The organism is Gordonia westfalica (assembly GCF_900105725.1).
Lineage (GTDB): Bacteria > Actinomycetota > Actinomycetes > Mycobacteriales > Mycobacteriaceae > Gordonia > Gordonia westfalica.
The window spans coordinates 1,023,505-1,050,170 of the sequence record NZ_FNLM01000036.1; the positions used below are offsets into that span (position 1 = coordinate 1,023,505).

Annotated in this window: 23 protein-coding genes and 2 pseudogenes; 14 read left to right on the top strand and 11 right to left on the bottom strand. The window is 67.1% G+C overall.

Going from position 1 to position 26,666, the window contains the following annotated elements:
- Window positions 1–39: 39 nt before the first annotated feature.
- From BLU62_RS30860 to BLU62_RS30880, 5 genes are all read right to left on the bottom strand, one after another.
- Complete coding sequence (locus BLU62_RS30860; protein ID WP_074854219.1) at window positions 40–1,677, bottom strand: aromatic/alkene/methane monooxygenase hydroxylase/oxygenase subunit alpha; 1,638 nt, start codon at window positions 1,675–1,677, stop codon at window positions 40–42.
- A 190-nt stretch (window positions 1,678–1,867) separates the two neighbouring features.
- Entirely contained in the window at window positions 1,868–3,007 is a 1,140-nt protein-coding gene (locus BLU62_RS30865; RefSeq protein ID WP_074854220.1) for a LuxR C-terminal-related transcriptional regulator, read from the bottom strand.
- Window positions 3,008–3,039: 32 nt separating this feature from the next.
- Window positions 3,040–4,422, bottom strand: a complete 1,383-nt coding sequence (locus BLU62_RS30870; RefSeq protein WP_074854221.1) for an FAD-binding oxidoreductase — start codon at window positions 4,420–4,422, stop codon at window positions 3,040–3,042.
- A gap of 200 nt (window positions 4,423–4,622) precedes the next feature.
- On the bottom strand, window positions 4,623–5,132 hold the full coding sequence (locus BLU62_RS30875; RefSeq protein WP_074854358.1) for a hypothetical protein: 510 nt from the start codon (window positions 5,130–5,132) through the stop codon (window positions 4,623–4,625).
- 108 nt (window positions 5,133–5,240) lie between these two features.
- Window positions 5,241–6,428 (bottom strand): aminotransferase class I/II-fold pyridoxal phosphate-dependent enzyme, encoded by a 1,188-nt coding sequence (locus tag BLU62_RS30880; protein ID WP_074854222.1) that lies wholly within the window; start codon window positions 6,426–6,428, stop codon window positions 5,241–5,243.
- A gap of 60 nt (window positions 6,429–6,488) precedes the next feature.
- On the opposite strand from BLU62_RS30880, the gene BLU62_RS30885 reads away from it, so the two are divergent.
- Both BLU62_RS30885 and BLU62_RS30890 read left to right on the top strand, forming a co-directional pair.
- Window positions 6,489–6,962, top strand: coding sequence for an NUDIX hydrolase (locus BLU62_RS30885; RefSeq protein ID WP_074854223.1), 474 nt, complete (start codon window positions 6,489–6,491; stop codon window positions 6,960–6,962).
- An 87-nt stretch (window positions 6,963–7,049) separates the two neighbouring features.
- Complete coding sequence (locus tag BLU62_RS30890; RefSeq protein WP_074854224.1) at window positions 7,050–7,244, top strand: hypothetical protein; 195 nt, start codon at window positions 7,050–7,052, stop codon at window positions 7,242–7,244.
- Between the two features lie 18 nt (window positions 7,245–7,262).
- Here the strand turns inward: BLU62_RS30890 and BLU62_RS30895 are convergent, their stop codons facing one another.
- Window positions 7,263–7,901 (bottom strand): hypothetical protein, encoded by a 639-nt coding sequence (locus BLU62_RS30895; protein WP_074854225.1) that lies wholly within the window; start codon window positions 7,899–7,901, stop codon window positions 7,263–7,265.
- A 390-nt stretch (window positions 7,902–8,291) separates the two neighbouring features.
- Between BLU62_RS30895 and BLU62_RS30900 the strand changes: the two genes are divergently transcribed.
- From BLU62_RS30900 to malQ, 7 genes are all read left to right on the top strand, one after another.
- Entirely contained in the window at window positions 8,292–9,458 is a 1,167-nt protein-coding gene (locus tag BLU62_RS30900) for an oxygenase MpaB family protein (protein ID WP_244278444.1), read from the top strand.
- A 41-nt stretch (window positions 9,459–9,499) separates the two neighbouring features.
- The gene (locus tag BLU62_RS30905; RefSeq protein WP_074854226.1) at window positions 9,500–10,366 is read left to right on the top strand and encodes a ParA family protein; all 867 of its coding nucleotides are present in this window, start codon (window positions 9,500–9,502) and stop codon (window positions 10,364–10,366) included.
- A 123-nt stretch (window positions 10,367–10,489) separates the two neighbouring features.
- Complete coding sequence (locus BLU62_RS30910) at window positions 10,490–10,939, top strand: lipoprotein LpqH (protein WP_084811978.1); 450 nt, start codon at window positions 10,490–10,492, stop codon at window positions 10,937–10,939.
- Window positions 10,940–11,144: 205 nt separating this feature from the next.
- Complete coding sequence (locus tag BLU62_RS30915) at window positions 11,145–11,420, top strand: GlsB/YeaQ/YmgE family stress response membrane protein (RefSeq protein ID WP_074854227.1); 276 nt, start codon at window positions 11,145–11,147, stop codon at window positions 11,418–11,420.
- Window positions 11,421–11,545: 125 nt separating this feature from the next.
- Window positions 11,546–12,199: an SDR family oxidoreductase gene (locus BLU62_RS30920; protein ID WP_074854228.1), complete on the top strand. Its 654-nt coding sequence runs from the start codon at window positions 11,546–11,548 to the stop codon at window positions 12,197–12,199.
- Between the two features lie 4 nt (window positions 12,200–12,203).
- Complete coding sequence (locus BLU62_RS30925) at window positions 12,204–13,622, top strand: FAD-binding oxidoreductase (RefSeq protein WP_074854229.1); 1,419 nt, start codon at window positions 12,204–12,206, stop codon at window positions 13,620–13,622.
- Between the two features lie 21 nt (window positions 13,623–13,643).
- The gene (malQ, locus tag BLU62_RS30930; protein WP_074854230.1) at window positions 13,644–15,776 is read left to right on the top strand and encodes a 4-alpha-glucanotransferase; all 2,133 of its coding nucleotides are present in this window, start codon (window positions 13,644–13,646) and stop codon (window positions 15,774–15,776) included.
- Here the strand turns inward: malQ and BLU62_RS30935 are convergent.
- A complete protein-coding gene (locus BLU62_RS30935) occupies window positions 15,748–16,881 on the bottom strand; it encodes an MFS transporter (protein ID WP_244278460.1) in 1,134 nt (377 codons plus the stop codon). The genes malQ and BLU62_RS30935 overlap by 29 nt on opposite strands.
- Before the next feature lie 190 nt (window positions 16,882–17,071).
- On the opposite strand from BLU62_RS30935, the gene BLU62_RS30940 reads away from it, so the two are divergent.
- From BLU62_RS30940 to BLU62_RS30950, 4 genes and pseudogenes are all read left to right on the top strand, one after another.
- Window positions 17,072–18,262, top strand: a complete 1,191-nt coding sequence (locus BLU62_RS30940) for an ATP-grasp domain-containing protein (protein ID WP_074854232.1) — start codon at window positions 17,072–17,074, stop codon at window positions 18,260–18,262.
- A 287-nt stretch (window positions 18,263–18,549) separates the two neighbouring features.
- A complete protein-coding gene (locus BLU62_RS34465; protein WP_280141577.1) occupies window positions 18,550–18,678 on the top strand; it encodes a hypothetical protein in 129 nt (42 codons plus the stop codon).
- Window positions 18,679–19,191: 513 nt separating this feature from the next.
- Window positions 19,192–20,736 (top strand): DUF222 domain-containing protein, encoded by a 1,545-nt coding sequence (locus tag BLU62_RS30945; RefSeq protein ID WP_074854233.1) that lies wholly within the window; start codon window positions 19,192–19,194, stop codon window positions 20,734–20,736.
- 19 nt (window positions 20,737–20,755) lie between these two features.
- Window positions 20,756–22,266 (top strand): annotated as a pseudogene (locus tag BLU62_RS30950) (flavin-containing monooxygenase).
- Here BLU62_RS30950 and BLU62_RS30955 read toward each other — a convergent pair.
- From BLU62_RS30955 to BLU62_RS30965, 3 genes and pseudogenes are all read right to left on the bottom strand, one after another.
- A complete protein-coding gene (locus BLU62_RS30955; protein ID WP_074854234.1) occupies window positions 22,251–22,892 on the bottom strand; it encodes a TetR/AcrR family transcriptional regulator in 642 nt (213 codons plus the stop codon). The pseudogene BLU62_RS30950 and the gene BLU62_RS30955 overlap by 16 nt on opposite strands.
- A gap of 17 nt (window positions 22,893–22,909) precedes the next feature.
- The gene (locus tag BLU62_RS30960) at window positions 22,910–23,590 is read right to left on the bottom strand and encodes an ABC transporter ATP-binding protein (RefSeq protein ID WP_074854235.1); all 681 of its coding nucleotides are present in this window, start codon (window positions 23,588–23,590) and stop codon (window positions 22,910–22,912) included.
- Window positions 23,587–24,715: pseudogene (locus BLU62_RS30965) on the bottom strand (ABC transporter permease). Before BLU62_RS30965 ends, BLU62_RS30960 begins: the two are co-directional and overlap by 4 nt.
- A 138-nt stretch (window positions 24,716–24,853) precedes the next feature.
- Between BLU62_RS30965 and BLU62_RS30970 the strand changes: the two are divergent.
- Window positions 24,854–25,882 carry a zinc-binding alcohol dehydrogenase family protein gene (locus BLU62_RS30970; RefSeq protein ID WP_074854360.1) on the top strand — a complete coding sequence of 343 codons (1,029 nt, stop codon included), beginning with the start codon at window positions 24,854–24,856 and terminating at the stop codon, window positions 25,880–25,882.
- Here BLU62_RS30970 and BLU62_RS30975 read toward each other — a convergent pair.
- Window positions 25,869–26,645: an SOS response-associated peptidase gene (locus BLU62_RS30975; RefSeq protein ID WP_074854361.1), complete on the bottom strand. Its 777-nt coding sequence runs from the start codon at window positions 26,643–26,645 to the stop codon at window positions 25,869–25,871. The two genes, BLU62_RS30970 and BLU62_RS30975, sit on opposite strands and share 14 nt — an antisense overlap.
- Window positions 26,646–26,666 lie beyond the last annotated feature (21 nt).

The window sequence follows — 26,666 nt, forward strand, 5'->3', positions numbered from 1 at the left end:
GGGTGCGCCCCCGCCTGTCTGCTCCCTGAGGAGCGAGCGTCAGGCCGGCACGGCCCCATTGGGATTGGCGCGATACGCCGCGATGTGCGCATCCCGCTCCTCGTCGGACATCTCGTTGAGCAGCACGTTGGGACTGTTGAAGACGTTGCCGCGGACATCGTCGAGCGTCCACATCTTCTTCGGGTCCAGGTTGAGGTGCGGCTGCGGGATGAGGGTCTTGCCGTCGTCGCGGACGTAGCCCAGATCCTTGATGATGTCGGCGAGATCCTTGCCGTGATGCAGGGTCTCCCATTCGCGGAACCCGGTGAGCCGTCCCATGTTCGGGGTCTCCCGGCCGTCGTAGTGATCGCGGAAGGCGACCGCGTCGGTCCAGTGACAGGTCTCCGAGCAGTAGGTGCGCCACTGATCGTCGACCTTGTCCACGACCATGTCCTCACGGACGAGGCACGGCACCATACAGGTCCAGCAGCGGTGCGGGTACTCGTAGTCGACGTCCTCGAAGGCGATCGGCTTGTTGCGTCCCGGGTAGGCGAGCCGGTTGTAGTTCTCCCACCACTTGCCGAACTTGTTGTACCAGCCGGGGTACTTCTCCTCGAACCACTCGAAGTCCTTGTCGGTCATGGCATCGATGCGCCAGTAGTTGACCGGCCAGCCGGTGGCGAAGAACCGCGCGACCTCGTGGACGTAGTGCTTGTTGGTGATCCGGTTCCAGGCTTCCTCGACCAGGTCGTGCGGGATGGTGAGCCCGTACTTCTCCAGCGGCAGAAGGTAACTGCGGTAGTAGTCGTCGTAGATCCACCGGCGCCACATCTCCGCGTAGCTCTCCCGGTCCTTGCGCCGGTCCTTGGTGCCGTACTCGATGAAGGTGCCGATCGCCGCATCGACGACGCAGTGGTTGTTCCACCAGGCGTACCGCAGATCTCGTTCCAGCAGAGGACGATTGCGCTCGTCGGCGAGGGCCATCAGCAGGATGGAGTAGCCGTTGGAGATGTGGCGCGACTCGTCGGACTGCACAGAGTGGAAGACGGTGGGGAGCAGGTAGTCGCCGTTGGCGGCCGCTTCGTCGGGCATGGCGACGAACAGGGTGTTGGTGAAGGCGGTCTCGGCGACCACGGTGAGGTAGATGTTGGCCGCGGTGATGGCGTCACCGGTGATGAACCCCTCACCGAACTGGCGGCCGATGGTGCCGGCGTAGTTGTTGGCGAAGGCCTTCTCGGTGATGTCGAAGCCGGCCGGATCGATGTAGTTGTTCATGTACAGCTTCTTGAGGTTCATCTGGATCGTCGAATGACGAACCTCGTCGATCATCTGTACCGCCAGCCCGTTGTGGATCTCGGGGTTGGGCACCGCGTCGATGGCCATCGGCATCGCGCGGGCCGCCGAGATCTCGGGGAACGGGATGATCGACAGGAACAGCTTCTGCCATTCCAGCCAGCGTTCCTGGACCTGGCGGAACATGTTGCCGCGGATGGCGCCGTCCATGGCGCCGTACACGCGGTTGTCCTTCTCCTCCTCCATCGGGAAGTACGACCGCATGATCTGCTTCAGCGGGTCCTTCTTGGGGGCTTTCTCGAAGGTGTAGTCGGTTCCGAATCGAGTGGCCGGGGTGGCGAAGGTGGGCTCCCAGGACAACTCGGTGATCTTCGCATGGGCTTTCGTCAAGCTCTGCCTGCTCAAAGTGCGCCTCCTCTTAGAGGGAGCCGACGGGTGTGCCGGCCCGCATGGACTGGAGCGACTTCGATACAACCCTGTGATCCAGGTAACAAACGTCTCACTGTGAGACGGGTGACCAATTTGTCCGGTTGTGGGCGACGAAAAAGAGGGCCCGCCGCGCGGACCCTCAGGAGAATGTGCTGGTGACGGGTTGTTATCCGGCCGGTGAGTAGGTCCCGGACGGTGTCAGCGGCTCGTTGAGACGCTGCGCGTACTGGTCGAAGTACACCCGGGCGATGAGCTCCCGGCGGCTGCGGACGCCGGCCTTGTCGAAGATCGACTTCAGGTGATCCTGCACCGTGTATGCCGACACGTGCAGGGCGGCGGCGATGTCCTTGGTCGCGACGTTCTGCAACACCATCTGGGTCACGTCACGCTCGCGGACGGTGAGCCCGAAGGCCTCGACGACCAAGGGGATGATCTCCGGTGGACGCGCCTCCTCGATCGTGATGACCACCTCGCCCGGGCGGCCGTCGGCGGACGAGAGCGGAGATGCGTTGATGACCAGCCACATTCCGGACCTGCCGCGCACCCGCAGACGCGGGGGCACCTGTGTCTCGCCGGCGCCGTAGCGTCGGGCGGCGCCGATGAGGCCGTAGATGGGGTTCGCCGCCGCCGCGCTGTTCGGTCCGGCCGCGAGGTCGTCGATGCGTTCCTGGCTGCCGGCGCTCATCTGCACGATGTCGTTGTTGCGGTCGATGATCAGGACGGCCGGTCCGCAGTTGATGGAGGGGCGCTTCTCGGCGACGACAGTGCTGAGCAGTCCGATGCGCACCCCGTGGGCCAGCGTCTGGGACAGCGAACCGAGGAACTCGATCTCGTCCTCGGTGAACGGGCGGCATCCCGCTCCGCTGCGGAACATCGCGATCCCGGCCCACACCCGGTCGCCGTCGCGGAGCACGAGTCGCGCCTCATCGTGGAAGCAGTACTCCGGAATCATCAACTGTGTCATGCGTTCCGAGTGCTGTGCTCGTCCGCGGGTCAGCAGGTTGAGTCCGACGGCGTCGCATCTGCGCGCCACCAGCTCCCGGTAGCTGGACGGTTCGACCCGGCCGTACTCGAGGAGGCCCCATTCGGGGTCCTTGTGATCCTGGCCGAGCAGATCTCCGTACTTGCGGGCGGAGGTCAGCATCACCGTGTTGGGATCGAAGGTGCCGATACAGGCGGCGTCGAGGGGTACCGCACGCCGCAGCGACTCCACTGTCTCGGCGAAGAAGTCGTCGAGACCGAGACCCGCGTGCGCCACGACGTCGATGTCGCGGCGCACGCGCTCGGTCGTCAGGCTCGAGATCATTCGCCAATCATGTGCCTGAGCTGCTTCGATGTCTATCCCACAAACTTGGGATCATCCGCTCGGAGGACGCCGGAGGGATCATGGCGGCGTCGGATCGTGTCCAGGCGCATCCGCTGCTCGGGAGTCCAGAGCTCCGCGCGCCCGGCGGCGTCGAGTCCGCAGAAGTTCAGCAGCGCACCGGTCGACCACGGTGCAACCGAGCGGGTGACGGCGGCCAGATGCGCTCCGACCTGGTCACCGAGAGGGCCTGCGGGCACGCCGATCGCGATGAGGTTGTAGGCGCCGTGGCGGCCGGCGACGGCGTTGGGTACGCGCTGCGGCTGGGAGAGCGCGCCACCCATCAGACGGACCTCCACGATGGCCAGGGGGCTGGTGACCTGCGGTCCGGCCACCTCGAGGAGGGCGTCGACGGCCGACGCCGGGAACTCGCCGAGGAGAGCGCCGCGCTCGGCACTCGGCATCGGGCCGGGCGGGTCCATGTGCACGGCGTCGAGCGCGGCGGTCGGCAGCACGTCGATGTTCTCGAGCAGGACCGGGCCTGCCGAACGCATCGGGGCGAGAAGTGCTGCGGCGGTTGCCGGGTCGCCGGTGTGGGTGTAGCGGACGTGCACGGCGAGCCGGCCCTGCAGCGGGGCGGGCAGGTTGGGGTCCGGAGGAAGACGCAGGATCGCGACCGAGGTGCCCGCCTCCTCCGGCAGGGTCGGCGCCCATTCGCGCCATGCGTGGAGGACGTCGGCCGCGGCCGAGCCGGCGAAGAAGATACCGCCGCCGTAGACGGTGGGGAGTTCGAAGAGGTCGAACTCGATGGCGGTGACGATGCCGAAGCCGTCGCGTCCGCCGAGAATCGCCCAGTACAGGTCCGAACCGGCGGAGGGGTCGACCGTGCGGATGATCCCGTCCGCCGTCACCAGTTCGATCGACCTGACATGGTCTGCGGCCCAACCGAATCGGCGTCCGAGCGGGCTGAGTCCGCCGCCGAGATGATAGCCGACCACACCCACCGACGACGAGGACCCGACGATGCCGGTCAGACCGTGCGGCGCGGTCACCGCGGCGAGGTCGCGCCAGCGGACGCCGGCACCGACGCGGGCGGTCTTGGCGACCGGGTCGACGGCGATGCCGGTCATGCGCGAGGTGGTCACCACGACCGTGCCGCGCCCTTCGATCGGTGCTCCGTGCCCGGTGGCCCGGGCGCCGACGCGCAGTCCGTTGGAACGTGCGTATCGCACTGCGGCGGCGACGTCTTCGGCACAGGTCGCACCGACGACGACCTGTGCGGCCGGCGCGGCCACCAGATTGAAGCCGGTGAGCTCGGCGGTGTAACCGTCGTCGGCCGGGGTCAGGACGGGGCCGGCGACCGTCGTCGTGAGGGTGTCGAAGTCGGTGAAGTCGATGGGTTCGGAGGTGATGGACACGGTGGTTTCCTTCGGTGGGTCGGGATTTCGAACAACCGGACGTATCGGTGTGTTCATGGCACTCAGATTCGCTGAGCGCCTCTTGTTCCCGCCATCCCTCGAACACCGGAAATCCCGTGACCAGCATTCTGGACGGGTCGTATCCCAGAAAACTGGGGAGTGAATCCGGAAGTCGTTGCGTGCGGCGTTCGCCGGACCGATCAGGAGCTGTGCCTACGATCCTTCTTCGTCTGCCGCCGCGCACCGGCCGCGATTGTCGACGCCTCGTACTTCTTGCGTCCCGGTGATTCTCGCGTCGTGTCGATCCGCGGTCGTCCGGCAGACGAGACCTTCCCCTCGGCGTCGGGGTCGATTTCCGTTGCCGGAGAGGAGGTCCGGGCGCGATCCAGTCGTTCCGCCCTCAGCTCCCGGGCGGCTTCCCGGGACACGGTGGCCAGGCGCGCGCTGACCCGGCTCAGCGACTTCTCGAAGACTTCCGCCCGGGCCGCGTTGTGGACGTTCGCCGCTTTCGCGGCACCGCGACCGCCTTTGGCCTTGACCTTCTTCGCGCCGGCGCGCCGGTACTGCGTCACCGACTTGTTCCGGGCGCGCCGGATACGGGAATGGAGGTCGATCAGATGGTCCTCGTCGAGTCCCGCCATCGCGGACTTCTTCGTCTTCCGCACAAGCTTGTACTCGTCTTCGGACAGGGACTTCAGAACCTTCTTCACCACGAATCCGATCCACGACGAGCCATGGGCTGCGGATCATCCTAGTCGCCGGTGGCCGTTCCCGACGGCGATTCCGCCCACCCGCGGACCGTGATCGCCGGTGCCGGCTCAGGGACGCACGCCTACGAACGTGCCGAGACGATCGACGGCCAGGGCGAGGTCCTCGGTCGAGGCCGCGTAGGAGAGCCGGACGAACCGGTCGGCCCCGGCCGGCCCGAAGTCCTTACCCGGTGTCAGGGCGACGTGCGCCTCGCGCAGGGCACGGTCGCAGAACTCGGCCGCGCTCATCCCGGTGGAACTCACGTCGATGTAGACGTAGAACGCGCCGTCGGGGACCACCGGCACCTCGAGTCCGATGCGGGCGAGGCCCTCGATGACGAGGTGCCGGCGCCGTGCGAACTCCCGCCGGTTGTCCTCGGCGACGGCCAGGGACTCGGGGGTGAAGCAGGCCAGTGCGGCGTACTGGGACGGGGTGGGTGGGCAGACGTAGAAGTTCTGCGCGAGCCGTTCGATGACGCCGACCAGCTCGTCGGGCACGATGCACCAGCCCAGGCGCCAGCCGGTCATGCCGAAGTACTTGGAGAAGCTGTTGATCACGACGGTCTCGGCCGTCCCCGGGGTGTCGGTCGCCAGGATGCTGCGCGGCGCACGCCCATCCGGCCCCGGGTCGGAGAGCCCGAGGTAGATCTCGTCGACGATCGACCAGCCGCCCCGGGCGGCGACGAGATCGGTCATCGCGAGCAGCTCGTCGTAGGGCATCGAGGTGCCGGTGGGATTCGACGGGGTGGCGACGATGACGCCGCGCGTGGTGTCGGTCCACGCCCGCTCGACATCGTCGGTGGTCAGCTGGAACCGCGACGCCGCGGTGGTCTCGATCAGACCGACCTGCGCGCCGAAGGCATGCGCGAACTGGCGGTTGCACGGGTAGGAGGGATCTCCGATGAGGACCTCGTCGCCCGGATCGATGAGCGCGGCGCACGACATGAGCAGTGCGGCGGACGCGCCGGAGGTGACCGCGACCCGTCGAGGGTCGACGTCCGCGCCGAAGTGGCGACCGTAGAAGTCCGCGATCGCGATCCGCAGCTCGGGCAGCCCGAGGGCGCCGGTGTACGCGAGCGGCCTACCGTCGCTGACCTCACGAGCCGCCGCGAGAACCGCCGGCGGCGGTCCGAAGTCGGGTTCGCCGATGTTGAGCTTGACCACGTGGTGGCCCTGCGCTTCCAGCTCGGCCGCGTTCCGCGCGAACTCCATCGCGTAGAACGGGGCGATCCCTTCGGCTCGTCGAGAGATCTTCATGAGTCACATTGTGCGCGCCGCCGAGACGCGCGCCGATGCGTGGGCGGGCAGGATGTGGGGATGCCCATCCCCGACTTCATTCGTGACCTGCGCGCGCAGGTCGGTCATCGCGAACTCTGGCTGTCCGGCGTCAGTGTGGTCGTCCTCGACGCCGACGGCCGGTTGCTGCTCACCCGCCGCGTCGACAACGGACAGTGGGCGGTGGTGTCCGGGGTTCTGGAACCCGGTGAGGAACCGGCGCGTGCGGCGTTGCGGGAGGTGGCCGAGGAGACCGCGGTGACCGCCGAGATCATCCGCCTGACCAGCATCGACGTGACGCCGCTGATCACCTACCCGAATGGCGACCAGTCGCGTTATCTCGACGTCTGCTTCCTCGCACGCCATCTCGACGGCGAACCGCGGGCCGCCGACGACGAGAACTCCGACGTCGCATGGTTCGCGCCCGACGCGCTGCCCGACGATCTCACCGACACCTCGCGCCTGCGGATCTCCAAGGCGCTGAGCGGTGACCCGGAGGCCTGGTTCCAGCGCTAGGCTCCGACCTCAGGGATGTCCCTGAACTTCGCCCCATATACCGGCTGACCTGTCGATTTTCGCGTTCCGGCGGCGGAGACTCGGGGCATGAGCACATCAACGAATTCAGGAATGACGTTCTGGAAGGTCCTCGGGGTCATCGCGGTCGTCCTCATCGCGCTCGCGGTGATCGGCCCGCTCCTCAAGGGGTTGTTCTGGATCGCACTCATCGGACTGGCCCTCTACGGCGGGTACATGCTGTTCCGCTCGAAGTCGAAGGACAATCACCCGACGCCGCTGTGACCCGGCCTCGGTGAAGGCTCAGGGAAGCGGCACCGGGTAGCAGGCCCACGGGGCGCAGATCTGCTCGGGGATCTCGATGTCCGGGAAGCCCGGGACGGTCGGCCTCGCCGGTGTCTCGGGCTCGGGTTCCGGCGCGGTTGGCCCAGCGCCCGGCACGCTCACGCGGATCGGCGCACCCGCCGTCGGGGTCATGTTCGTCAGCGGCGGGTTGGTGCCCCAGAACTGCTCCCGGGCGGTGCCCGGCGGCAGGGTGATGGTGGCGCACCCCCAGTAGATGTCGTAGGTCCCGTCGGGGATCGTCGTGGATCCCGTGGGCTTCGGCGGGGTGCCCGCGGTGACCCGCATCGGCACATTCTTCGACGTGCCGGGCGAGATCAGGGCGCCGAGTTGTTCCGGGGTCTGATAACCGAAAACCACGCCCGATGCGGTGGGGGAGGTATCGGCCTTCACGCCGAAGATCTCGCAGCCGATGCGCTTTCCCGCATTGTTGGAGACCTTGAGGGTGATCGCGTTGCCGGCCACCGAGGGCGAGACGATGACATCGGCCGGGGCTGCCGACGCGGTCGGTGCGAGTGCGGTGGCGAGCGTTGCTACCGCGGCGAATCCCATTCCGGCGGAGAGCTTTCGGAGACGAGTGGTCATGGGTCGAGTGGTCATGACGGTCCTTCCCTCGCGGAAGTCGTGTGGCCGCGGTCGGTGAGATGTGGGTACTACGTGAAACGACGGGAACGTGAATCGACGGGTATTTCCTCGTTTTTCCCGAAATGTGCCGATGGTGTCCGCGCGGTCTCGGCGTGGATGTTCGGCGACGTCATTCTTACAGATTTCGACAATGTCGGCAGATCGGGGTCGATGCGAATCCGCGAGAATCGCCGCTTCCGGACACCAAGCGCGGGTCGCGGCCGCCGATCCCGTCCGAAAGTTGCTCTTCTGGTGGGTGTCGGGTCGTCGGCTCACCTCGAGTTGCCGGTTTGTATATGAAACCGCTGCGGCAGTCGGTGAGTTGGGTAACCAAGATAACTATGTTGCCCGACCTCGGACCGTCAGATGTTCCGCAGGCTGCCGCCGCGAACCGGCCGGCAGATGTTCGAGAACGCCCTCGACAACGGTCTGGACGCCATCGACAATCCGCCGGATGAACTCGTCGCGCTCTTCGAGCACATCGACAATCCGCCGGCCTGGATCACCAGGGAGCGCGTCGACCGTGGCGCGATCGTCGCCAACGAGGTGAGCCCGGCAGGCAAGGCGTCGCTGATCTTCCTCAACACCCTGGCCACCGTGCAGGGCGGTTCGGTGGGGGATGCGGTCGGGACCATGGGGCGCATGCAGCGCAACATGATCAACCGGTCGCTGGAGTCCGCCGAGTTCTGGTTGCACCTGCCGGCTCCCGGCGCGCTGGATCGTTTCGGTACGGCGTTCAAGAACGCCGTCCGGGTGCGGCTGATGCACGCACAGGCTCGTGTCATGCTGCGTAGGAAATGGGGCGAGGAGTGGGTCGCCCAGCACGGCGGGCCGATCTCGAACGCCGAGATGTCCGGCGGCATACCGTCGTTCGGGGTCGCCAACCTGATGTACGACATCAACTACGGTCGCCACTACGACTACCGGGACCTCGAGGATCTCAACATCTTCTGGTCGTACATCGGTCACATCATGGGCATCCGTGAGGCGATGATCCCGCGCACGTTCGGCGAGGCGGTGGAGCTACTGGACTACGGCTATGCGGTGATGGAGCCGCCGTCGGAGTTCTCCGAGGCACTCAACGAGGTCTCCGAGATGATGCTCAACACCCTCATGGACAAGGTGCGGGTTCCGCTGATCGACGCACAGGTGAAGTCGGCGATCCATCAGACGCTGCACGGCCTGTATTTCTTCATCGGCGGCACGTTCCTCGGGAAGCGCATCACGGGCACCCCGAGCCGACCCGGATCGGACGCATCGCACCGAAACTCATCACCGCGCAGGCGAAGCTCGCGAATCTGGACCGGCGCATCCCCGGCTATTGGAAGCGGGCGGACAAGCGTCGCGCCAACGGCGACACCTGCTGGGCCGTCATGCACGACGCCTTCACCAAGCCGGCCGCCGAGCAGGACGGCGGGCGCGGTCCCACCTTCGCCCACCACGACAAGCGGGTCGAGGCCCTCGGCAAGGCCGGCTGAGAGGAGCGGGCGAGGCCGGCAGAGAGTCGCTGCGGCGGGAGTGCGACCCGGTTAGTCTGATTCGCGACGCAGGCCGCCGACCAGACCGGGGATCCCATGCCGACGGTGATCGCGACCATCAGCCTCAAGGGCGGGGTCGGGAAGACCACGCTCGCGGCCGGTCTCGCCGATTTCCTCGCCGGCGTCTTCGGCAAGAAGGTGCTCCTCGTCGACCTCGACGCCCAGACCAATCTCACGACGATGATGATCGGGGAGAAGGGCTGGGAGGCCTGCAATGTCCGCGGACACACCGTCGCGACCCTGTTCGCCGACGTCCTCGACGGCACCCGGCGCTTCGATCTCGAGAGCACAGTTCAACGCGATGTCTCCTCGGTCGACGGGCTTACCGGGATCGATCTCCTCCCGTCGTCGCTCGACCTGATCGACCTGCAGGAGGAGATGAGTGCGCGTCGTGTGGCCGCCGACGACCATCTCGCGGCGGTCGAGGTGCTGCGGGGAGCGTTGGCCCCGATCATGTCCCGGTACGACTATGTGTTGATCGACTGTCCGCCGAACGTCGGTCCGTTCAGCCTCAACGGATTGTTCCTGGCGGGCGGCTATCTCATTCCGACGATCCCGGATGTGTTGTCCACCTATGCGATTCCGCACATTCAGCGGCAGGTCGTGGAATTCGGTGCCGAGATCGGCCGCACCATAGTCGAATTGGGTGTCGTCATCACGAAGTACCGTGCGTCGTCGTCGCTGCACCGGGACACCGTCCATCGCCTCCGTCGCGATCCGACGATCCAGAATATCCTGCCGGCCTACCTCCATGAGGCCAACGCGATCGGCGCGGCCGCCGACCACACCCGGTGGTCGAGCCTGCACGCGAAATACGGATATCACGGGCACTACGAACAGTTTCGCGATCTGACTCGCGCGGTCATGGTCGAGGCCGAGGCGAAACTGATGCCGATCGGCTGAGGTGGTCTCGCCGTGTGCCAAAGGACCCGAGAATACGGACATTTGCGTGCCAACCCCCAGCTCAAGGGCTAGATTCTTCTCAGTCCGCCACCCGGCGGCGTTCACGACTGCCCAGGAGTTCCCATGATGAACAAGGCGCACATCGCTTCAATCCTCGGCGCGGCGGCGCTGGCCGTGGCCGTCACCGCGTGCGGATCGGACGACTCGGGATCCGGGAGTGCCGACGGTGAGGCATCGGTGACCGTCGACGGCAAGGAGGTGGACCTGGCGGACAATTCGGTCGGCTGCACCGACGCCGGCGGCAAGGTGACCATCGGTATCGGTTCCGGCTCGGGGACATCCGGCGTCGGTGTGGTGCTGACATCGGGCGATTCGCCGGAGGTGGAATCGGTCGGCCTCGGGTCCGTGGATGGTGTCACGCTGGGATTCCAGATGGGAGGGGGCGACGGCAAGGCCGAGGTCACCAAGGACGGTAAGACCTACACGATCACCGGGGAGGCCACCGGTATCGATCTCGCCAACCCGACCCAGAGGGTCACCAAGCCGTATGAGATCAAGGTGACCTGCCCCTGACCTCGCGGCTCTCCCGGGACCGGGCCCTTCGCTGCCGACGAAGGTCTCGGCATGAGGTGTCCGAGGGTCTCGATGTGCATACGGATCAACCGGTCAGGTTTGAAACGTGTGCGCCCTGGGTACGTTCCGTGTTGTAGCAATCGAACGATCTGGACGATTCGGACGATTTACACACGCAGGATCAACAAAGACCTAGGAGGAAGACATGCTGGGAATTGGCATCATTGCGTGGATCATCATCGGTGGCCTGGCCGGCTGGATCGCCAGCAAGATCATGAAGACCGATGCGCAGCAGGGCATCATCCTCAACATCGTGGTCGGAGTCATCGGCGGCCTCCTCGGAGGCTTCATCCTGAAACTGTTCGGCGTCGATGTCGAAGGCGCCGGATGGATCTTCAGCTTCATCACCTGCCTGGCCGGCGCGTGCATCCTGCTGTTCCTGGTCAAGCTCGTGACCGGGCGCGGCCGGACTCGCGTCTGATCGCAGCACCCCCGAACCCCGCCCCGGAACCCGACGCACCCCGCGTCGGACCGGGGCGGTGCCGTTCGCCGGTGCGTACGTTGGGAGTTGTACGTGCGTTCCTCGACTTCGAAAGTGAGCAACCAGTGACCCGAGTGGCCATCATCGGTGGACACGGCAAGATCGCGCTGCGCCTGGCGAAGATCTTGACCGACCGAGGCGATCAGGTGACCTCGATCATCCGCAATCCCGAACACGCACAAGACGTCGCCGACACCGGTGCGGTCCCCGTCGTGGCCGACGTGGAGACCCTCGACACCACCGGGATCGCCACGGCGATCTCCGAGCACGACGCCGTCGTCTGGTCGGCGGGTGCCGGCGGTGGCGACCCGGCGCGGACGTATGCCGTCGATCGCGACGCCGCGATCCGTTCAATGGATGCCGCGGCGAAGGTCGGGATCAACCGGTACGTGATGGTCTCCTACTTCGGTGCCGGTCCGGATCACGGGGTTCCCGAGGACAATTCGTTCCACGCGTACGCCGAGGCCAAGGCGGCCGCCGACACCTACCTGAAGTCCGGAGACCTCGACTGGACGATCCTGGGCCCCAGCCGGCTCACCGACGAGCCCGGAACGGGGAGAATCGACGTCGGCGGGACCCGCGGCGGTGGTGACGAGGTAAGCCGCGACAACGTCGCCGCGGTCGCCGCAGCCGTTCTCGCCGAACCCGCGACCGTGCGCAAGGTCATCGAGTTCAACGACGGGGACACCCCGATCACCGACGCGGTCGCACAGGTCTGACGCCATGCCCGCGCGTGCGGACGCCCTGCTGACGCAACTGCGGGACGCGGTCGGCGAGGGCAACGTCCTCACCGACCCCGACACCATCGAGGGTTTCCTCGTGGACTGGACCGGCCGATACCGGGGTGAGGCGGATGCGGTGGTGCGGCCGCGCACCACCGAGGAGGTCTCCCGGGTGGTCGGCGAATGCGCCTCCGTCGGCGCCCGAATCTGCGTGCAGGGCGGGAACACCGGGCTGGTGGGCGGGTCGGTGCCACCGGCGCGCGACGACACCGGAGCGCCGGTGATCGTGCTGTCGACGGCCAGGATGACCGACATCGACGAGGTCGACACGGTCGGCCGCTGCGTCGGCGCGCAGGCCGGTGCGACCGTCGACGCCATCGACACGCACGCCGGCAAGGTGGGGCTCGCGTTTCCCGTCGACCTCGCCTCGCGGGAGTCGGCCACCGCCGGGGGAGTCGTCTCGACAAATGCCGGTGGCATCCGGATGATCCGCCGCGGCAACGCACGTTCGCAGGTACTCGGGATCGAGGCGGTCCTCGCCGACGGTCGCATACTGCGGCGGTGGACCTCCCTGGTCAAAGACAATGTGGGATACGACCTTCCGGCACTCCTGGCCGGCAGCGAGGGCACCCTGGCGGTCATCACCCGCGTGTTGTTCGAACTCGTCGTACCGCCGTCGGCCGCGACCGTCGCGGTCGCCGCTGTCCAGCACGTCGAGAACGCCATCGGACTGATCGGGGCGGCGTCCTCACGCGGTCTCACCGTCGAGGCCGCCGAGCTGATGACCGAGGCCGGCATCGAACTCGTCCACGAACACGGACAGCGTCGGCCGACCGCGACGCCGGGGCCCTTCTACGTCCTCATCGAGGTGTCCGGGGTCGGTGACATCGAGTCGACGATGGCCGAACTGCTCGGCGTCACCGACGGACTCGTCGACGCCGTGCTCGAGCCCGCGCCCGCCCGCGCGCTCTGGGGCGCGCGCGAGAGCCACACCGAGACCATCGCACGGTCGAGTCGGACGCCGGTGGTCAAACTCGACATCTCGGTGCCCATCCGCGCGCTGCCGGAGGCATTCGCCGAACTGGCCGAAGTCGGCGAGTTGAGTGACTTCCCCTGTCGCCCGATTCTTTTCGGACACGTGGGCGACGGCAACGTCCATGTGAACCTGCTGGATGTCCCCGAGGAGCACGCCGGTGCGGTCACCGACCGGGTGTACGGGATCGTCGCGGCCAACGGCGGGTCGATCAGCGCCGAACACGGCATCGGCCGTGCCAAGACGGCCTGGACGCACCTCGGCCGGTCCGACGTCGACCTCGACACGATGCGCGCGGTCAAGGCGGCCTTCGACCCGCAGGGGTTGCTGAATCCGGGTGTTCTCTTCGGTCCTCCCGCACAGGGAGCAGACCCGGCTGAATCCTGAGACGATGACTCCGTGGCTGACGTGAACCCCGAGAGGTTGACCGAACTGGCGCATCGTCACGGTGTGGCCACCAGCTATGTGGGCTGGGACGAGGAGACGCACGACGTGAGCCCGGAGACGCTGATCGCCGTGCTCGCCGCGCTCGACGTCGCCGCGGATTCACCCGAGACGGTCGAGGAGTCGATTCGCGAGGTCGACGAGCGGCCGTGGCGCGAGTTCGTTCCCGCGGTCACCGTCGTGACCGAGGGGACCGGCAGCACCTTCTGCATCCATGTCCCGCACGGGAATCTGGTGAAGGTGTGGATCGCCACCGAGGACGGCCGCGACGTCGCCCCCGAACAACTCGATGTGTGGGTGGATCCGCGCGAGATCGACGGCGCGCTCGTCGGTCGCGCCACCTTCGCGATCCCGGACGGCCTCGAACCCGGGTACCACAAGATCAAGGCTCTGAACCTCGACGACTCGACGGCGTCGAGCGGATCGCTGATCGTCACCCCGCGCCGGTTGCACACCGCGGATCGCCTGCTCGGGCGGCAGCGCTGGGGGCTGGCCGTGCAGTTGTACTCGATCCGTTCGGCGGATTCGTGGGGCGTCGGCGACTTCGCCGACCTGACCGGGGTCTGCGAGGTGGCGGGCAGCTCCTACGGTGCCGATTTCGTGCAGGTCAACCCGTTGCACGCGGCGCAGCCGCACCCCCCGATCGAGGCGTCGCCGTATCTGCCGGTCACCCGCCGGTTCCTCAACCCGATCTACATCCGCGTCACCGACATCCCCGAACTCGACGGACTGTCGAAGGCCCAACGCAAGTGGGTGGGCAAACTCGCCCGCGGGTTCATGGGCGAGAACACCGCCACCGACAAGATCCGGCGCAACAAGTCCTACCGGGCCAAGCTCGAAGCCCTCGAACTGATCTACGACGTGCCGTTGAGTCCCGCGCGCAAGACGGCCCTGCGGGAGTTCCGGCAACGGGAGGGCAAGGGCCTCAAACGTTTCGCCACCTGGTGCGCGCTGGCCGAACGCTACGACGCCGGCGACCCCCGCTGGCAGGACAAATTCCTCGATCCCACCTACGTGAAGAAGAAGCGGCGAAAGCTGGCCCGGCGCGTCGACTTCCACATGTGGCTGCAATGGATCTGCGACGAACAGCTCGCCACCGCGGCGCACGCGGCGAAGTCCGCCGGGATGTCGATCGGGGTCATGGCCGACCTCGCCGTGGGTGTGGGCAGGCACAGTGCCGACGCCTGGGCGCTCGGCCACGTGCTCGCGTCGGGGGCGACGGTGGGCGCGCCGCCGGACGGCTTCAATCAGCAGGGGCAGGGCTGGGATCAGCCGCCCTGGCATCCGCGTCGTCTCGCCGAGGCCGGTTACGAGCCCTACCGCGACATGCTCCGCACCGTGCTGCGGCATGCCGGTGGGGTCCGCGTCGACCACATCCTGGGCCTGTTCCGGCTCTGGTGGATTCCCGACGGCATGGGTCCGGCCGGCGGCACCTACGTGCGCTATGACAGCGAGGCCCTCATCGGCATCCTGGCGCTCGAAGCGCTGCGGGCCGATGCGGTGGTCGTCGGTGAGGACCTCGGAGTATTCGAACCGACGGTGCAGGAGACGTTGCGCGAGCGCGGAATCCTGGGCACCTCGATCCTGTGGTTCGAGCAGGACCGCAATGCCGCGATCGCGCCGGAACGCTACCGCGAACTGTGCCTGACGTCGGTGACGACGCACGACCTGCCGCCGACGTCGGGGTACCTGGCCGGCGACCACATCGAACTGCGAGCGCGGTTGGGTCTGCTCGAGACGGGCGAGGCGGCCGAACGGGAGCGCAACGAACGCGAACGTGACGCCGTCCTCGAACTCGCCTACGAGCGTGGCCTGCTGTCGCGGGACACCCCGCTGTCGGATCCGAAGGTCGTCGACGCCCTGTATGCCGTCATCGCGCAGACGCCGTCGGTGCTGCTGAGCGTGGCGCTGGTGGATGCGGTGGGGGAGCGACGGATTCAGAACCAGCCCGGTACCAACGCCCGGCAGTACCCGAACTGGTGCATCCCGCTGGCCAACGCCGACGGCGAGGTGGTGCTCGTCGAGGACCTCGTCAGCAGCACGCGGTTCCGACGGTTGGTGAACGTGCTCAACGAGTCGGGCGTTCCAGGCGCCTGACGGCGATGATGGTCAGGATCAGCGCGATCAGGGACAGTGCGGCGACACCACAGTTCAGCGCGATGCCTGCGGGACGCAGTCCCCATCTGTCGGCGGCCATGCCCTGCGCGATGATCGGGATCGAGATCGCGACGTAGGCGACGACGAAGAAGGTCGAGGTGACCTCGGCGCGACGCGCCGGCGGGCTCGCGGCGACCACCGACGCCAGCCCCTTGCTGAACGACATCCCCTGGCCGATTCCGCAGACGATGGCGCCGAGGAACAGCGCCGCCAGCGAATTGATGACCATGCCCAGGATCGACAGTCCCGAGCCGGCGATGAGGACCGCGCATCCCGCGATCAGAGCGGGTTCGGTGGTCATGCGGCGCACGATGATCTGGGTCGCGGCCGACGCCGAGAACAGGGCGAAGACCAGCACCCCGATCAGTGCGTCGTTGTCGATGCCGAGTTCGTGGGTGACGAATGTCGGCATCACCCCGGTGAAGGTCCCGAGGACGGCGAAGCCGGCGAACGCGGCGATGGCCGCGCGGGTGAAGACCCCGCGCATGGCGGTGGGGACGGACAGGCGCTGCACGCGCAGCCGGGCCCCGGGTTGCACGTCGACCGTCTCCCGCAGGCGCCAGATGCCGATGAAGACGAGTGCCAGCAGGGCGAGATCGATGATGAAGACGGTTCGCAGTGGCGCGCCGACGTACTGGGCGAGAAGGCCTGCGAGCAACGGTCCCAACCCCAGGCCGCCGATGTTTGCGGCCGTCGCGACCGCTGGGGCACGGTCCTTCCACGACGGCGGGGCCAGCTCGATGACGGCGTTGGTCGCCGCGCCGGCGTAGATACCCGCCGAGAGTCCGGAGAGGACGCGCCCGACCATGAGCTGCCACACCGGCCCCGCCGTCAGGAACACGACGGCGCTGATCGCCGAGAGTGCGGCTCCGGCGATGAGCAGTTTGCGACGCCCGACGACGTCGGACCACTGGCCGAAGGTGACGAGCGCGGCGATCACCCCGGCGGCGTACACCGCGAAGATGAGTGTCGTGGTCATGACGCCGAAATCGAGTTCCGCACCGTAGGTCGAGTACAGCGGGGTCGGCAGGGTGGTGCCCAGCATGACCACTGCGAACGCATAGACGGCCGCGAGGAACGACGCGCCGGACGCGGTGCGGGCACTGGCACTGGCACTGCTCGGCTTGGTCACCCCTAGACGGTACGCCCAGTCCATCGATGATCTCCGGGGACCGGCTGCGCCGGAAACGGCGCAATCCCGACGCGGGGAGAATCGCGTCGCTACCGTCGTTGGCATGACCGCTTCCTCGCCCCGCATCCTGGTCACCACGTCCCGCATGCCCTTCGCCGTCGACGAGATCCACAAGCTCGGTGAGGCCGGCCGGGACGTGACCGCGGCGGACACGTTCGGGGCGGCGCCGGGCAGCCACTCGCGCGGCGCGCGGCGGCATCTGGTGCTCCCCGCACCCACCCAGCAGACCACGGCCTTCGTCGACGCGGTGATCGACGCGATCGGTGAGTACGACATCACCTGGCTCCTCCCGATGTTCGAGGAGGTCTTCTACCTCGCCAGGCATCGCGACCGCATCTCCGCGGCGCATCCGGACGTCGAACTGTTCTTCCCCGACTTCGAGACCCTGGCCCGCGTCCACGACAAGGTCGGATTCACCGCCCTGTGCCGCGAATTCGGACTGCCGGCCGCGGCGTCGGTGACGACGACGAGCCGCGACGAACTGCGCGAGGCCACCCGGCAGTGGCCGCACTGGTTCGCCCGGGCCGCCTTCGGGCGAGGCGGACTCGACGTCCTCACCAACACCGGGCCGCTGGCCGGGGAGTCCTCGATCGACGACATCACCCCGACGCCCGACTATCCGTGGCTCGTCCAGGAGTACCTCGCGGGCGTCGACCGGTGTAGCTGGAGCATCGCCCATCACGGCGAGATCGTGCTCCACTCCTGCTACGAGCATCCGCTCGCGATCGACGACCGCGGCGGCATCGTCTTCGCTTCCGTCGACTCGCCGGAATCGCTCGCCGCGGCGCAGACCATCGCACGAGAACTCAACTGGCATGGGCAGATCAGCTTCGACTACCTCGTCACCGACGACGGCGTCCATCACATGGTCGAGTGCAATCCGCGACCGACCGCGGGGTGCACCGTCGCGACCTCCGCGGAGTTCGACACCGCCCTGTTCGATCCCGGCGAACTCGTCATCGTCCCGGCGGGGCGCAAGAAGATGATCAAGGCGGCGGTGCTGCGTGATGCGCTGCAGCATCCGTCGCATCTGCGCCGGGACCTGGCCGCCGCCAAGGGGGCGGGCGGCGTATACGACCAACCGCACGACCACCTGCCGCTGCTCTACTCGGCCCTGTCGCTGCAGCACATCGCGGCATATCGGAAAGAGCTCGGCATGGACCGCAACAAGAGCGAGGAGCTGATGGCGACGCAGTTCTTCGACGTGCTGTGGGACGGAACTGCGATCGCCTGACCGGTTGCCGCGGGCCGCGAATCTTGTCGGTGGTCGGGTCCACATTGGTGGTCAGTAGGTGATCCAGTCGAACGGGCTGGCGCTGCAACACTTCTGGGGGCAGGGTGTCGGGCGATCGGGCTGATCGACCGGGCGGGTGTTTCGCCGGGGTCGATCCTGCCCACCCGTACGAGGCCGACATGTACGAGTTGATGGAGGAGCTGGCGCAGTCGCAACGCCGCGATTCTCACGAGGACTGGTCACGGTAGCAAGTGGGCACCAGTCCCGAACGTGCTAAGACCACCCCTGTGGGACGCATAGAGGTCGGCGACCTAACCGTTGTGGTCGACGGCAAGTGGGTACTCACCGTCTACAAGACGGTCGACCGCAGTGGCAACCCCATTCGTGGCTTCGCCCGGACGGAGCGTGAGTCATGAGGCGCACCTCCACCCTCGCCGTTCGCGACCCTTCGCTGCACGTCGACGACCCGCGCCGCAAAGGCGTTGAGCCCCAACGACTGTGTTTGCCCCAACATGGGAGACAGTGTCGTCGAGGACCACCACTCCCGAACGCGGTGACGCCGATCAGGTTGGTGATCTGTGGATGGACTTCGAGTTGTCCACCGCCGATGGTTGATCGGTCACCTGAAACGAAGTCGCGCGCGATGTCGATCCGGCGGGGCGACTTCCACCGAGGTCGCAGATCCGGATCGATGTCGCGTGCGACTTCAGTTCGGCGAATCCGGTTGCTGCGCAACCGCGTAGCGATCCGATCCGGCGGAAGGGGATCCGGTCTTGTCGGTGGTCGGGTCTACATTGGTAGTCAGTAAGTGATCCAGTCGAAGGGGCCGGCGCTGCAACACTTCTGGGGGCAGGGTGTCGGGGGATCGGGCTGATCGATCGGGCGGGTCTTTCGCCGGGGTTGATCCTGCCCACCCCTATGAAGCCGACATGTACTCGTTGATGGAAGAGTTGGCGCAGTCGCAACGCCGGCAGTCTCGCGAGGACTGGCGGCGGTACGGAATGGTCACCGCGATCGCCGAGCGCTGTATCGCGGTGCGCAGCACCATCGATGGCGGGATCGTCGTCAGCGGCGACACGGATTGTGTGATCCGGGTGGCCCGCCAACTGTCCCTCACCCGACGCCAGGCCGAGATCCTGGTCGACGAGGCGATCGGCCTGCGGGAATCGCTGCCCGAGGTCCTCGACACGCTCCGCGACGGGATCACCACCCGCTGGCAGCTGCAGGTGATCCTGTCGCGCACCGCGCTCGTACCGTACGAGTCGTCGATCACCCCGACCCTCGACGCCGAGATCGCCGCCACCCTGCGGTCGAAGAAAGGCTCCTGGACGCGCGCCCGGTTGCGGGACGAGGTCGACCGCCTCGTTTTCCGGCACGACCCCGACCTCGTCCGGGAACGCCGCAAAGAAGCGCTCGACAACCGTGGCATGTGGACGCACACCCTCGACGACGGGACCGCCGAGCTCACCGGGGTGATGGCTGCGGGAATGTGCGGATTGCGGCGAAAGCCGTTCGTGTACTGGACGATTCGGTGTGCAAGCACGGTTGGTCAGCGTAATTCGGATGCGATGTTCGCGTTGTTGACCGGCACCGTGTTCGAGTGCCTGTGTGATCGCGAGGACTGCACCGCGGAGGTTCTCGAACCGGATGCGGTGGTCGCTGCGGTGCGCAGCGAGGTCGTCATTCACGTCGTCACTGATCAGGCGACTCTCAACGGGGTTCCGGGGATCGGCTGGGTCGATGGGCATGGCGTCATCTCCGATGAGCATGTCCGCGACCTCGCCACCCGGCCTGATGCAACGATCACACCGGTCACCCCGACACGTACAGCGCCCATAGGTGTTGCCGCCGAAGCACCGTCGTCGGATGTCGTCGTCATCTTCCCCGGCTCGCAACCTTCTGATCCCTATCGCCCGACGACGGCGTGCGCGGACTTCGTGCGCATCCGTGACGGGTACTGCACCGAACCCGGCTGCGAAAAGTCAGCATTCGGCTGCGACCTCGACCACGTCACCGAATGCGACCGCCAGCGCCCCACCCGCGGCGGTCTCACCTCGAGTGAGAACCTCAACGCCAAGTGCCGGTTCGGGCATCTGCACAAGACGTTCGGCGACTGGGTCGATGTGCAGTACCGCGACGAGGACGGTCGCCTGGTCACCGAGTACGTCACCCCGAGCGTTACCGCATCCGCGGTGACGCCGAAACCCTGGAAGACCTGTTCCCCAACCTGCGTCGCATCCGCTTCGAACAACCCGCCCAAGCCCCACCCACACCGCGAGTCATCACCGGTGACGACACCCCGCCACCGAACAACCGAACCGCCGCGAAACACGCCCGGCGGCGAGCCGAACGCGCCCGCAACCAGCGCGAACGCGAACGACGCGAGCAAGCAGACGGACCCGCACCGTTCTGATCGTTCCGGAGCAATTCCAGGCCGGGCGATCTGTGTGCTACGTTACAGTAACTGTCGGTAACAGTTATCGGGGAATCTCCATGCAACCTGCACACGACGCCTCTGCTCACGAGGCTCCGGCTCACGACGTCCTGATCGTCGGCGCCGGCTTCGGTGGGATGGGTGCGGCCATCGCATTCAAACGACTGGGCATCGACGACATCGCGATCCTCGAGCGGGAGGACGATCTCGGCGGGACCTGGCATGTCAACCACTATCCCGGTCTCGCCGTCGACATCGCGTCGGTCACCTACTCGTACTCCTTCGAGCCCAATCCGTACTGGTCGCGACTGTTCGCCCCCGGTCCCGAACTCAAGCGCTACGCGCACCATGTCGCCGACAAGTACGACCTCAAGCGGCACATGGAGTTCGGGACGAGCGTCGACTCCGCCGAGTGGGACGACGCCGGGCGGCTGTGGCGGGTGCGCACCGGGGACGGAACCGAGCGCACGGCCCGATATCTGGTGACCGCGACCGGCTTCCTCTCCCAGCCGCACGTCCCGGACTTCCCGGGGATCAAGAACTTCCAGGGTTCGATCCTGCACACGGCGGCGTGGCAGGACGGCTTCGATTTCGCCGGCAAGAAGGTCGCGGTCATCGGCACCGGGGCGACGGCGGTGCAGTTGATACCCGAGATCGCCGAACGCGCCGACGCGCTCACCGTCTTCCAGCGAACGCCGATCTGGGTGGTGCCCAAGGTCGACTTCGCGATCCCGGCGCTCGTGCAGCAGCTCTTCCGGCGAATCCCGTTGACACAGCGGGCGGCGCGGCTCGTCAACACCTCACTGCTGGAGCTGCTGATGGTCGCCGGCGTCCTGCATTTCAAGCAGCTCAAGCCCGGAAACAAGCTGGCCGCACGCCTCGCCAAGGCGCACCTGCGGTCCCAGGTCGCCGATCCGGAGCTGCGACGGAAACTGACCCCCGACTACGACTTCGGCTGCAAGCGGCCGACATTCTCCAACACCTACTTCGCCAGTTTCACCAAACCGAACGTGACGTTGGAGACCAGCGGGATCGCCCGTCTCGAGGCGGACGGCATCCTCGCCGGTGACGGCGCGAAGACCGAGATCGACACCCTCGTGCTGGCAACCGGATTCAACCTCTGGGACGTGAACTTCCCGGCCTTCGAGATCATCGGCCGAGACGGGCGGAACCTCGGAAAGTTCTGGCGCGAAGGCCGTTTTCAGGCCTACGAAGGTGTGGCGGTGCCGAAGTTCCCCAACTTCATCTCGCTCAACAGCCCGTACTCGTACAGCGGCCTGTCGTACTTCACCACGATCGAGGGCAGATGAAGCACATCACCCGCCTCTTCGGTGAGCTCCGACGCCGCGGGCAGGACACCTTCGAGGTCACCGAGACCGCCAACGACGCCTTCCTCGACAAGGCGACCGACCGCCTGCAGTCGTCGGTGTTCTACAACGGCAACTGCGCCGGCTCGCGCAGCTACTACTTCAACCAGCACGGCGAGGCGACGCTCCTCCGGCCGGCCTCGACGCTGCGGACGCTCCACGAGATGGACTCGTTCCCGTTGTCCGACTACGCCTTCCGCTGAACCGATCCGGGCCGGTCGTCGGGAAGCCCGAGGTAGCCGCCGATCAGCCGGCGGATCATCTCGGTGATCTCCGACCCGTTGGCCGTCGAAGGTGTCCTGGGTGGGTTCTCGGAATGTTCGGCTCCCAGTGACCTGCACGCCTGGACGATCATCGAGTCGATCAGCTGGGCGACCTCGAGCGGACGCGGCTCGCCGTGGGCCGTGAGGGCTTCGACGAGCGGCTCCTGGAGTTCCCGGTGGAACCGTTGCATCGGCTCCTGCAGGACGCTCGGATCGACGATTCGGACGAGCGCGTTGGCCACTGCCTGTTCCGACCCGACGAACAGCTCGACGTTCGCACAGATGTATCCCCAGATCTGCTGTCCCGGTTCGGTCTGTGCGCCGACACGATCGCGGACGAACCGATCCCAACTGGGGAGGAGATCGGCCAGGACCGCAGCCACGAGTTGCTCGCTGGACGGGTAGTACTGGTAGACGCTGGAGCGGGCGAGGCCCACGCGCTTACCGACCGCGGCCAGGGTCGGTGCCTCGCCGGTCTCCGCGAGGATGGCCTTCGCGCCATCGAGGATCGCCTGCTCCTGCTGGCCTCGGTGTTCGGCGACGGTGGGCGCCTGGATGCGTGGCAAACGCCCACCTCCTCAGCTCATGCGGACGCCGCAGACCCCGGGTTCAGATGTCCGTCGACCATCTCGTACACCTTGTCACGGTGTAGGAGAACGTCCTGGTCATGGGTCATCATGACCGTCGCGACGCCGTGTTCGTGGGCCTCTCGTGCGAGCAGTTCGACGATCTCGTGACTGCGCCGCCGGTCGAGGGCCGCGGTGGGCTCGTCGACGAGGAGGACGTCCGGTCGGGTCATCAGCGCCCGCGCGATACCGACGCGCTGTCGTTCCCCGCCCGACAACTGATGGGGGCGGCGCTTCGCCTTGTGCGACATACCGACGCCGGCGAGGAGTTCGGCAGGTGAGCGGGACTCGGTGGCGCGACCGAAGGTCAGCGGCAATCTCAGCTGGTCCTCGACGGTCAGCGCGTCGAGCAGGTTGCCGCTCTGGAAGACGAACCCGATGTGTTCGCGACGAATCCGGGTCAGCTCGCGCTTCGACGCGGTCCCCAGGTCGGCGTCGCCGACGGTGACCTTCCCCGACGTGGGGGTGATGAGACCGCCTGCGACGGCCAGGAGGCTGGACTTGCCCGATCCGGAGGGGCCCACGACGGCGACGAACTCGCCGGCGGCGACCTCGAGGTTCACTGCGTCGAGCGCGGTGACCAGGTCCTCCCCGTCGCCGTGGACAAGGCTGACGTCGGTGAGTACGAGCGCGGTCATCGGTTGCCTCCCAAGGCGGTCAGGGGGTCGACCCGGGTGATGCGGAGCACCGCGACGGCGGCGCCGATCATGCCGAACAGGATCAGCAGACCGCCCGCTGCGGCGATTGCACCGGTTTCCAGGGCGAAGGGCATCGGGGTGGAACCGATGGCGGCACCGAGGCCGACGCCGATCCCGATGCCGATTCCGGCGGAGACGAGCAGCAGGATGAACGACTGCATGAGCGAATCGCGCAGGAGGTAACCGGTCGAGGCGCCCATCGCCCGCATCACGGCGATCTCCTGCCTGCGCTGGATCGTCCAGACGGTGAAGAACGCCCCGACGACCAGCGCCGAGATCGCGTACAGGAACGCCTGGATCAACATGAGGGTCGAGGTCTCGGCGGTGTATCCCGGTGAAGCGCCGAAAGATTCGTCGAGAGTGAGCGAGGTGGTGTCCGCGGCGGCGTCGCCGGCGGCCAGGTCCACGGATTTGTCGGCCTTCACCGCGACGGCGGTGATGTCCTCGTAGACGCGCGGCGGCACCGGCTCGCCGGGACGAGCCCCGGCGCGGATCTCCGGCCACGTCTTCAGCGGAACGAACGCGACGTCGACGTGCCCGAAGGTGCTCTGACCGTCGAGGATTCCGACGACCCGCAGCTGTGTGCCGAGCGGCTCGACGGTGACCGTGTCGCCGATCGACAGTCCGTCCTCGGCGGCGGTCTCGCTGATGACGAGCTCACCGGGAGCGTTCGACAGCGACTCGCCCTCGGAGGCGGTGGGACTGACGAAGCTGCCCGGTTCGACACCGAACAGGGCGAGGTCGATGTCCACGCCGGTGTTGGTCCGGCCGTTGATCAGGGTGTTGCCGAACGGTGCGGCATCCTCGAACGCCCGGCTGCTCGGCCCATTTCCCGACCGCCGACGTCGTCACCAGGGAGCGGGAGAACGCGGAGTCGGTCGCGATGTCCTTCTGGAAGGCGAAGGAGGTCACCGGCAGTTTCTTCAACCCGGAGACACCGTCGTTGACCAGACCCACCGACAGGCCGCTCAGCAGCACCATCAGGATGGCGATGAGCGCGACCAGCGACCCCATCAGGGCGAATCGTCCGCGTGCGAATGAGAGTTCACGTAGGGCTAGGAACACGTCACTGCCCTCGCATGTTTACCGACACCATGTCGGCAACGGTGCCGACACTGTGTCGGGATGTTTACTCCGTCTGGTGTGAGACCGGTTATGGACAACACCACCCCGTGTGGTGCGGCCGGGTTTAGCCTGGAGAACGTGCGTGCTTGGGCAGTGACCGAGCCGGGTCCGATCGACACCCGACCGCTACGACTCGTCGACAAGCCGGAACCGGTGCCCGGTGCGGGCGAGTTGCTGGTCCGGGTCCGCGCCTGCGGGGTCTGTCGCACCGATCTGCACGTCGCCGAGGAGGATCTTCCGGTCCGTCGTCCCGATGTGACGCCTGGACACGAGGTGGTCGGCGAGGTCGTCGACCTCGGCCCGGACGCCGCCGGCTTCACGCTCGGAGACCGCGTCGGTGTCGCGTGGCTGCACAGCACCGACGGAACCTGTGATCGTTGTGCCCGCGGCGCCGAGAACCTCTGCGCGGCATCGGTCTACACCGGATGGGATGTCGACGGCGGATATGCAGAGTTCGTCACCGTGCCCGCCGCGTTCGCGTATCCGCTGCCGGCCGGGATCGACGACGTCTCGCTCGCCCCGCTGCTGTGCGCCGGGATCATCGGCTATCGCGCGCTGCGGCGGACCGGCCTGCTCGAGGACCTCGGGACGGGCGTCGGACATCCGAAGAGGTTGGGGCTCTACGGTTTCGGTGGCAGCGCGCATCTGTGCGCCCAGCTGGCGATCTCGCTCGGCATCGAGGTGCACGTCCTCACGCGCGGGGAGCAGTCGAGGCGGCTCGCCGCCGACCTCGGTGCGGCGTCCGTCGGCGGTGCCACCGACGCGCCGCCGGTGCCTCTCGATGCCGCCATCACCTTCGCCCCGGTCGGTGAGCTGGTTCCGGTCGCGATGCGCGCGCTCGACCGCGGCGGCGTCCTGTCGATCGCGGGCATCCATCTCAGCGACATCCCGCCTCTCGACTACGAGCGGGAGCTGTTCTATGAGAAGGAGATCCGTTCGGTGACCGCCAACACGCGCGCCGACGGCACCGAGTTCCTGACGCTGGCCGCCCAGCACGGCGTGCGGGCGACCACCCACGAGTACCCGATGTCGCAGGCCGATCGCGCGCTCGCCGACCTGGCGGCCGGTCGGTTCGACGGCGCCGCGGTGCTCGTCACAGAGGGTTGAGCAGCTCCGGCCCGTTGTTGGCGACCCGGTTGACCAGCGGCGCGACCTCGCGGATGTCGATCGCCTCCGCGAGACGCTCCGCGGGCGCCGCGAACAGGTCGTCCGGTGCCCGGTGGTCGGGATCGAGCCAGGCATCCCAGTTGTCGAAGGGCATGATCAGCGGCATCCGGTCGTGCACATCGCGCAGTTTGCCCACGGCATCGGTGGTGAGGATCGAGCAGCTCAGCAACGGCGGCGCGTCGTCGGAATTCTTGTCGTGCCAGACCGACCACAGCCCGGCCATGAACAACCGTGTGCCGTCCTGCGGGGACATGTAGAACGGGATCTTGGTGGGCTTGCCCTTGCTGTCGAGCGGGCCCTTCTTCCACTCGTACCAACCGTCCATCGGCACCAGACACCGCTTCGACTTCACCGACGCGCGGAACGAACTCTTCTCCGCGGCGCTCTCGGCCCGGGCGTTGAACAGCAGCGGACCCTTGCCGAGCTCCTTGGTCCACGGCGGAACGAGACCCCACCGCATCGCGCGGATGCGCAGCAGTGGGTCGTCGTCGGGGTCTTCCGGTGAATGCCTCTTGACCACGGTCATCACCGTGGTGGTGGGCGCCACGTTGTAGTTCGGGCCGAGCGCGCGGGGTTTGGGGGTGTCCAGGTCGAGGGAGTCGGGATCGGCGGGTTCCTCCGCCGGCTCGGGAACCTCGTTGACCGCGTCGATCTCCGCCGCCAGCTTCGCCGGATCGGTGGTCACCGCATAACGTCCGCACATGGTGACCATGCTGCCCTACAC

Excerpts from the sequence above, each read along its gene's own strand:
- BLU62_RS30865 (WP_074854220.1), bottom strand. The coding sequence starts at position 3,007 with ATGATCTCGAGCCTGACGACCGAGCGCGTGCGCCGCGACATCGACGTC.
- BLU62_RS30880 (WP_074854222.1), bottom strand. The coding sequence starts at position 6,428 with ATGAAGATCTCTCGACGAGCCGAAGGGATCGCCCCGTTCTACGCGATG.
- BLU62_RS30885 (WP_074854223.1), top strand. The coding sequence starts at position 6,489 with ATGCCCATCCCCGACTTCATTCGTGACCTGCGCGCGCAGGTCGGTCAT.
- BLU62_RS30890 (WP_074854224.1), top strand. The coding sequence starts at position 7,050 with ATGAGCACATCAACGAATTCAGGAATGACGTTCTGGAAGGTCCTCGGG.
- BLU62_RS30895 (WP_074854225.1), bottom strand. The coding sequence starts at position 7,901 with ATGACCACTCGACCCATGACCACTCGTCTCCGAAAGCTCTCCGCCGGA.
- BLU62_RS30900 (WP_244278444.1), top strand. The coding sequence starts at position 8,292 with ATGTTCCGCAGGCTGCCGCCGCGAACCGGCCGGCAGATGTTCGAGAAC.
- BLU62_RS30905 (WP_074854226.1), top strand. The coding sequence starts at position 9,500 with ATGCCGACGGTGATCGCGACCATCAGCCTCAAGGGCGGGGTCGGGAAG.
- BLU62_RS30910 (WP_084811978.1), top strand. The coding sequence starts at position 10,490 with ATGATGAACAAGGCGCACATCGCTTCAATCCTCGGCGCGGCGGCGCTG.
- BLU62_RS30915 (WP_074854227.1), top strand. The coding sequence starts at position 11,145 with ATGCTGGGAATTGGCATCATTGCGTGGATCATCATCGGTGGCCTGGCC.
- BLU62_RS30925 (WP_074854229.1), top strand. The coding sequence starts at position 12,204 with ATGCCCGCGCGTGCGGACGCCCTGCTGACGCAACTGCGGGACGCGGTC.
- BLU62_RS30935 (WP_244278460.1), bottom strand. The coding sequence starts at position 16,881 with ATGCTGGGCACCACCCTGCCGACCCCGCTGTACTCGACCTACGGTGCG.
- BLU62_RS30940 (WP_074854232.1), top strand. The coding sequence starts at position 17,072 with ATGACCGCTTCCTCGCCCCGCATCCTGGTCACCACGTCCCGCATGCCC.
- BLU62_RS30945 (WP_074854233.1), top strand. The coding sequence starts at position 19,192 with ATGTACTCGTTGATGGAAGAGTTGGCGCAGTCGCAACGCCGGCAGTCT.
- BLU62_RS30960 (WP_074854235.1), bottom strand. The coding sequence starts at position 23,590 with ATGACCGCGCTCGTACTCACCGACGTCAGCCTTGTCCACGGCGACGGG.
- BLU62_RS30975 (WP_074854361.1), bottom strand. The coding sequence starts at position 26,645 with ATGTGCGGACGTTATGCGGTGACCACCGATCCGGCGAAGCTGGCGGCG.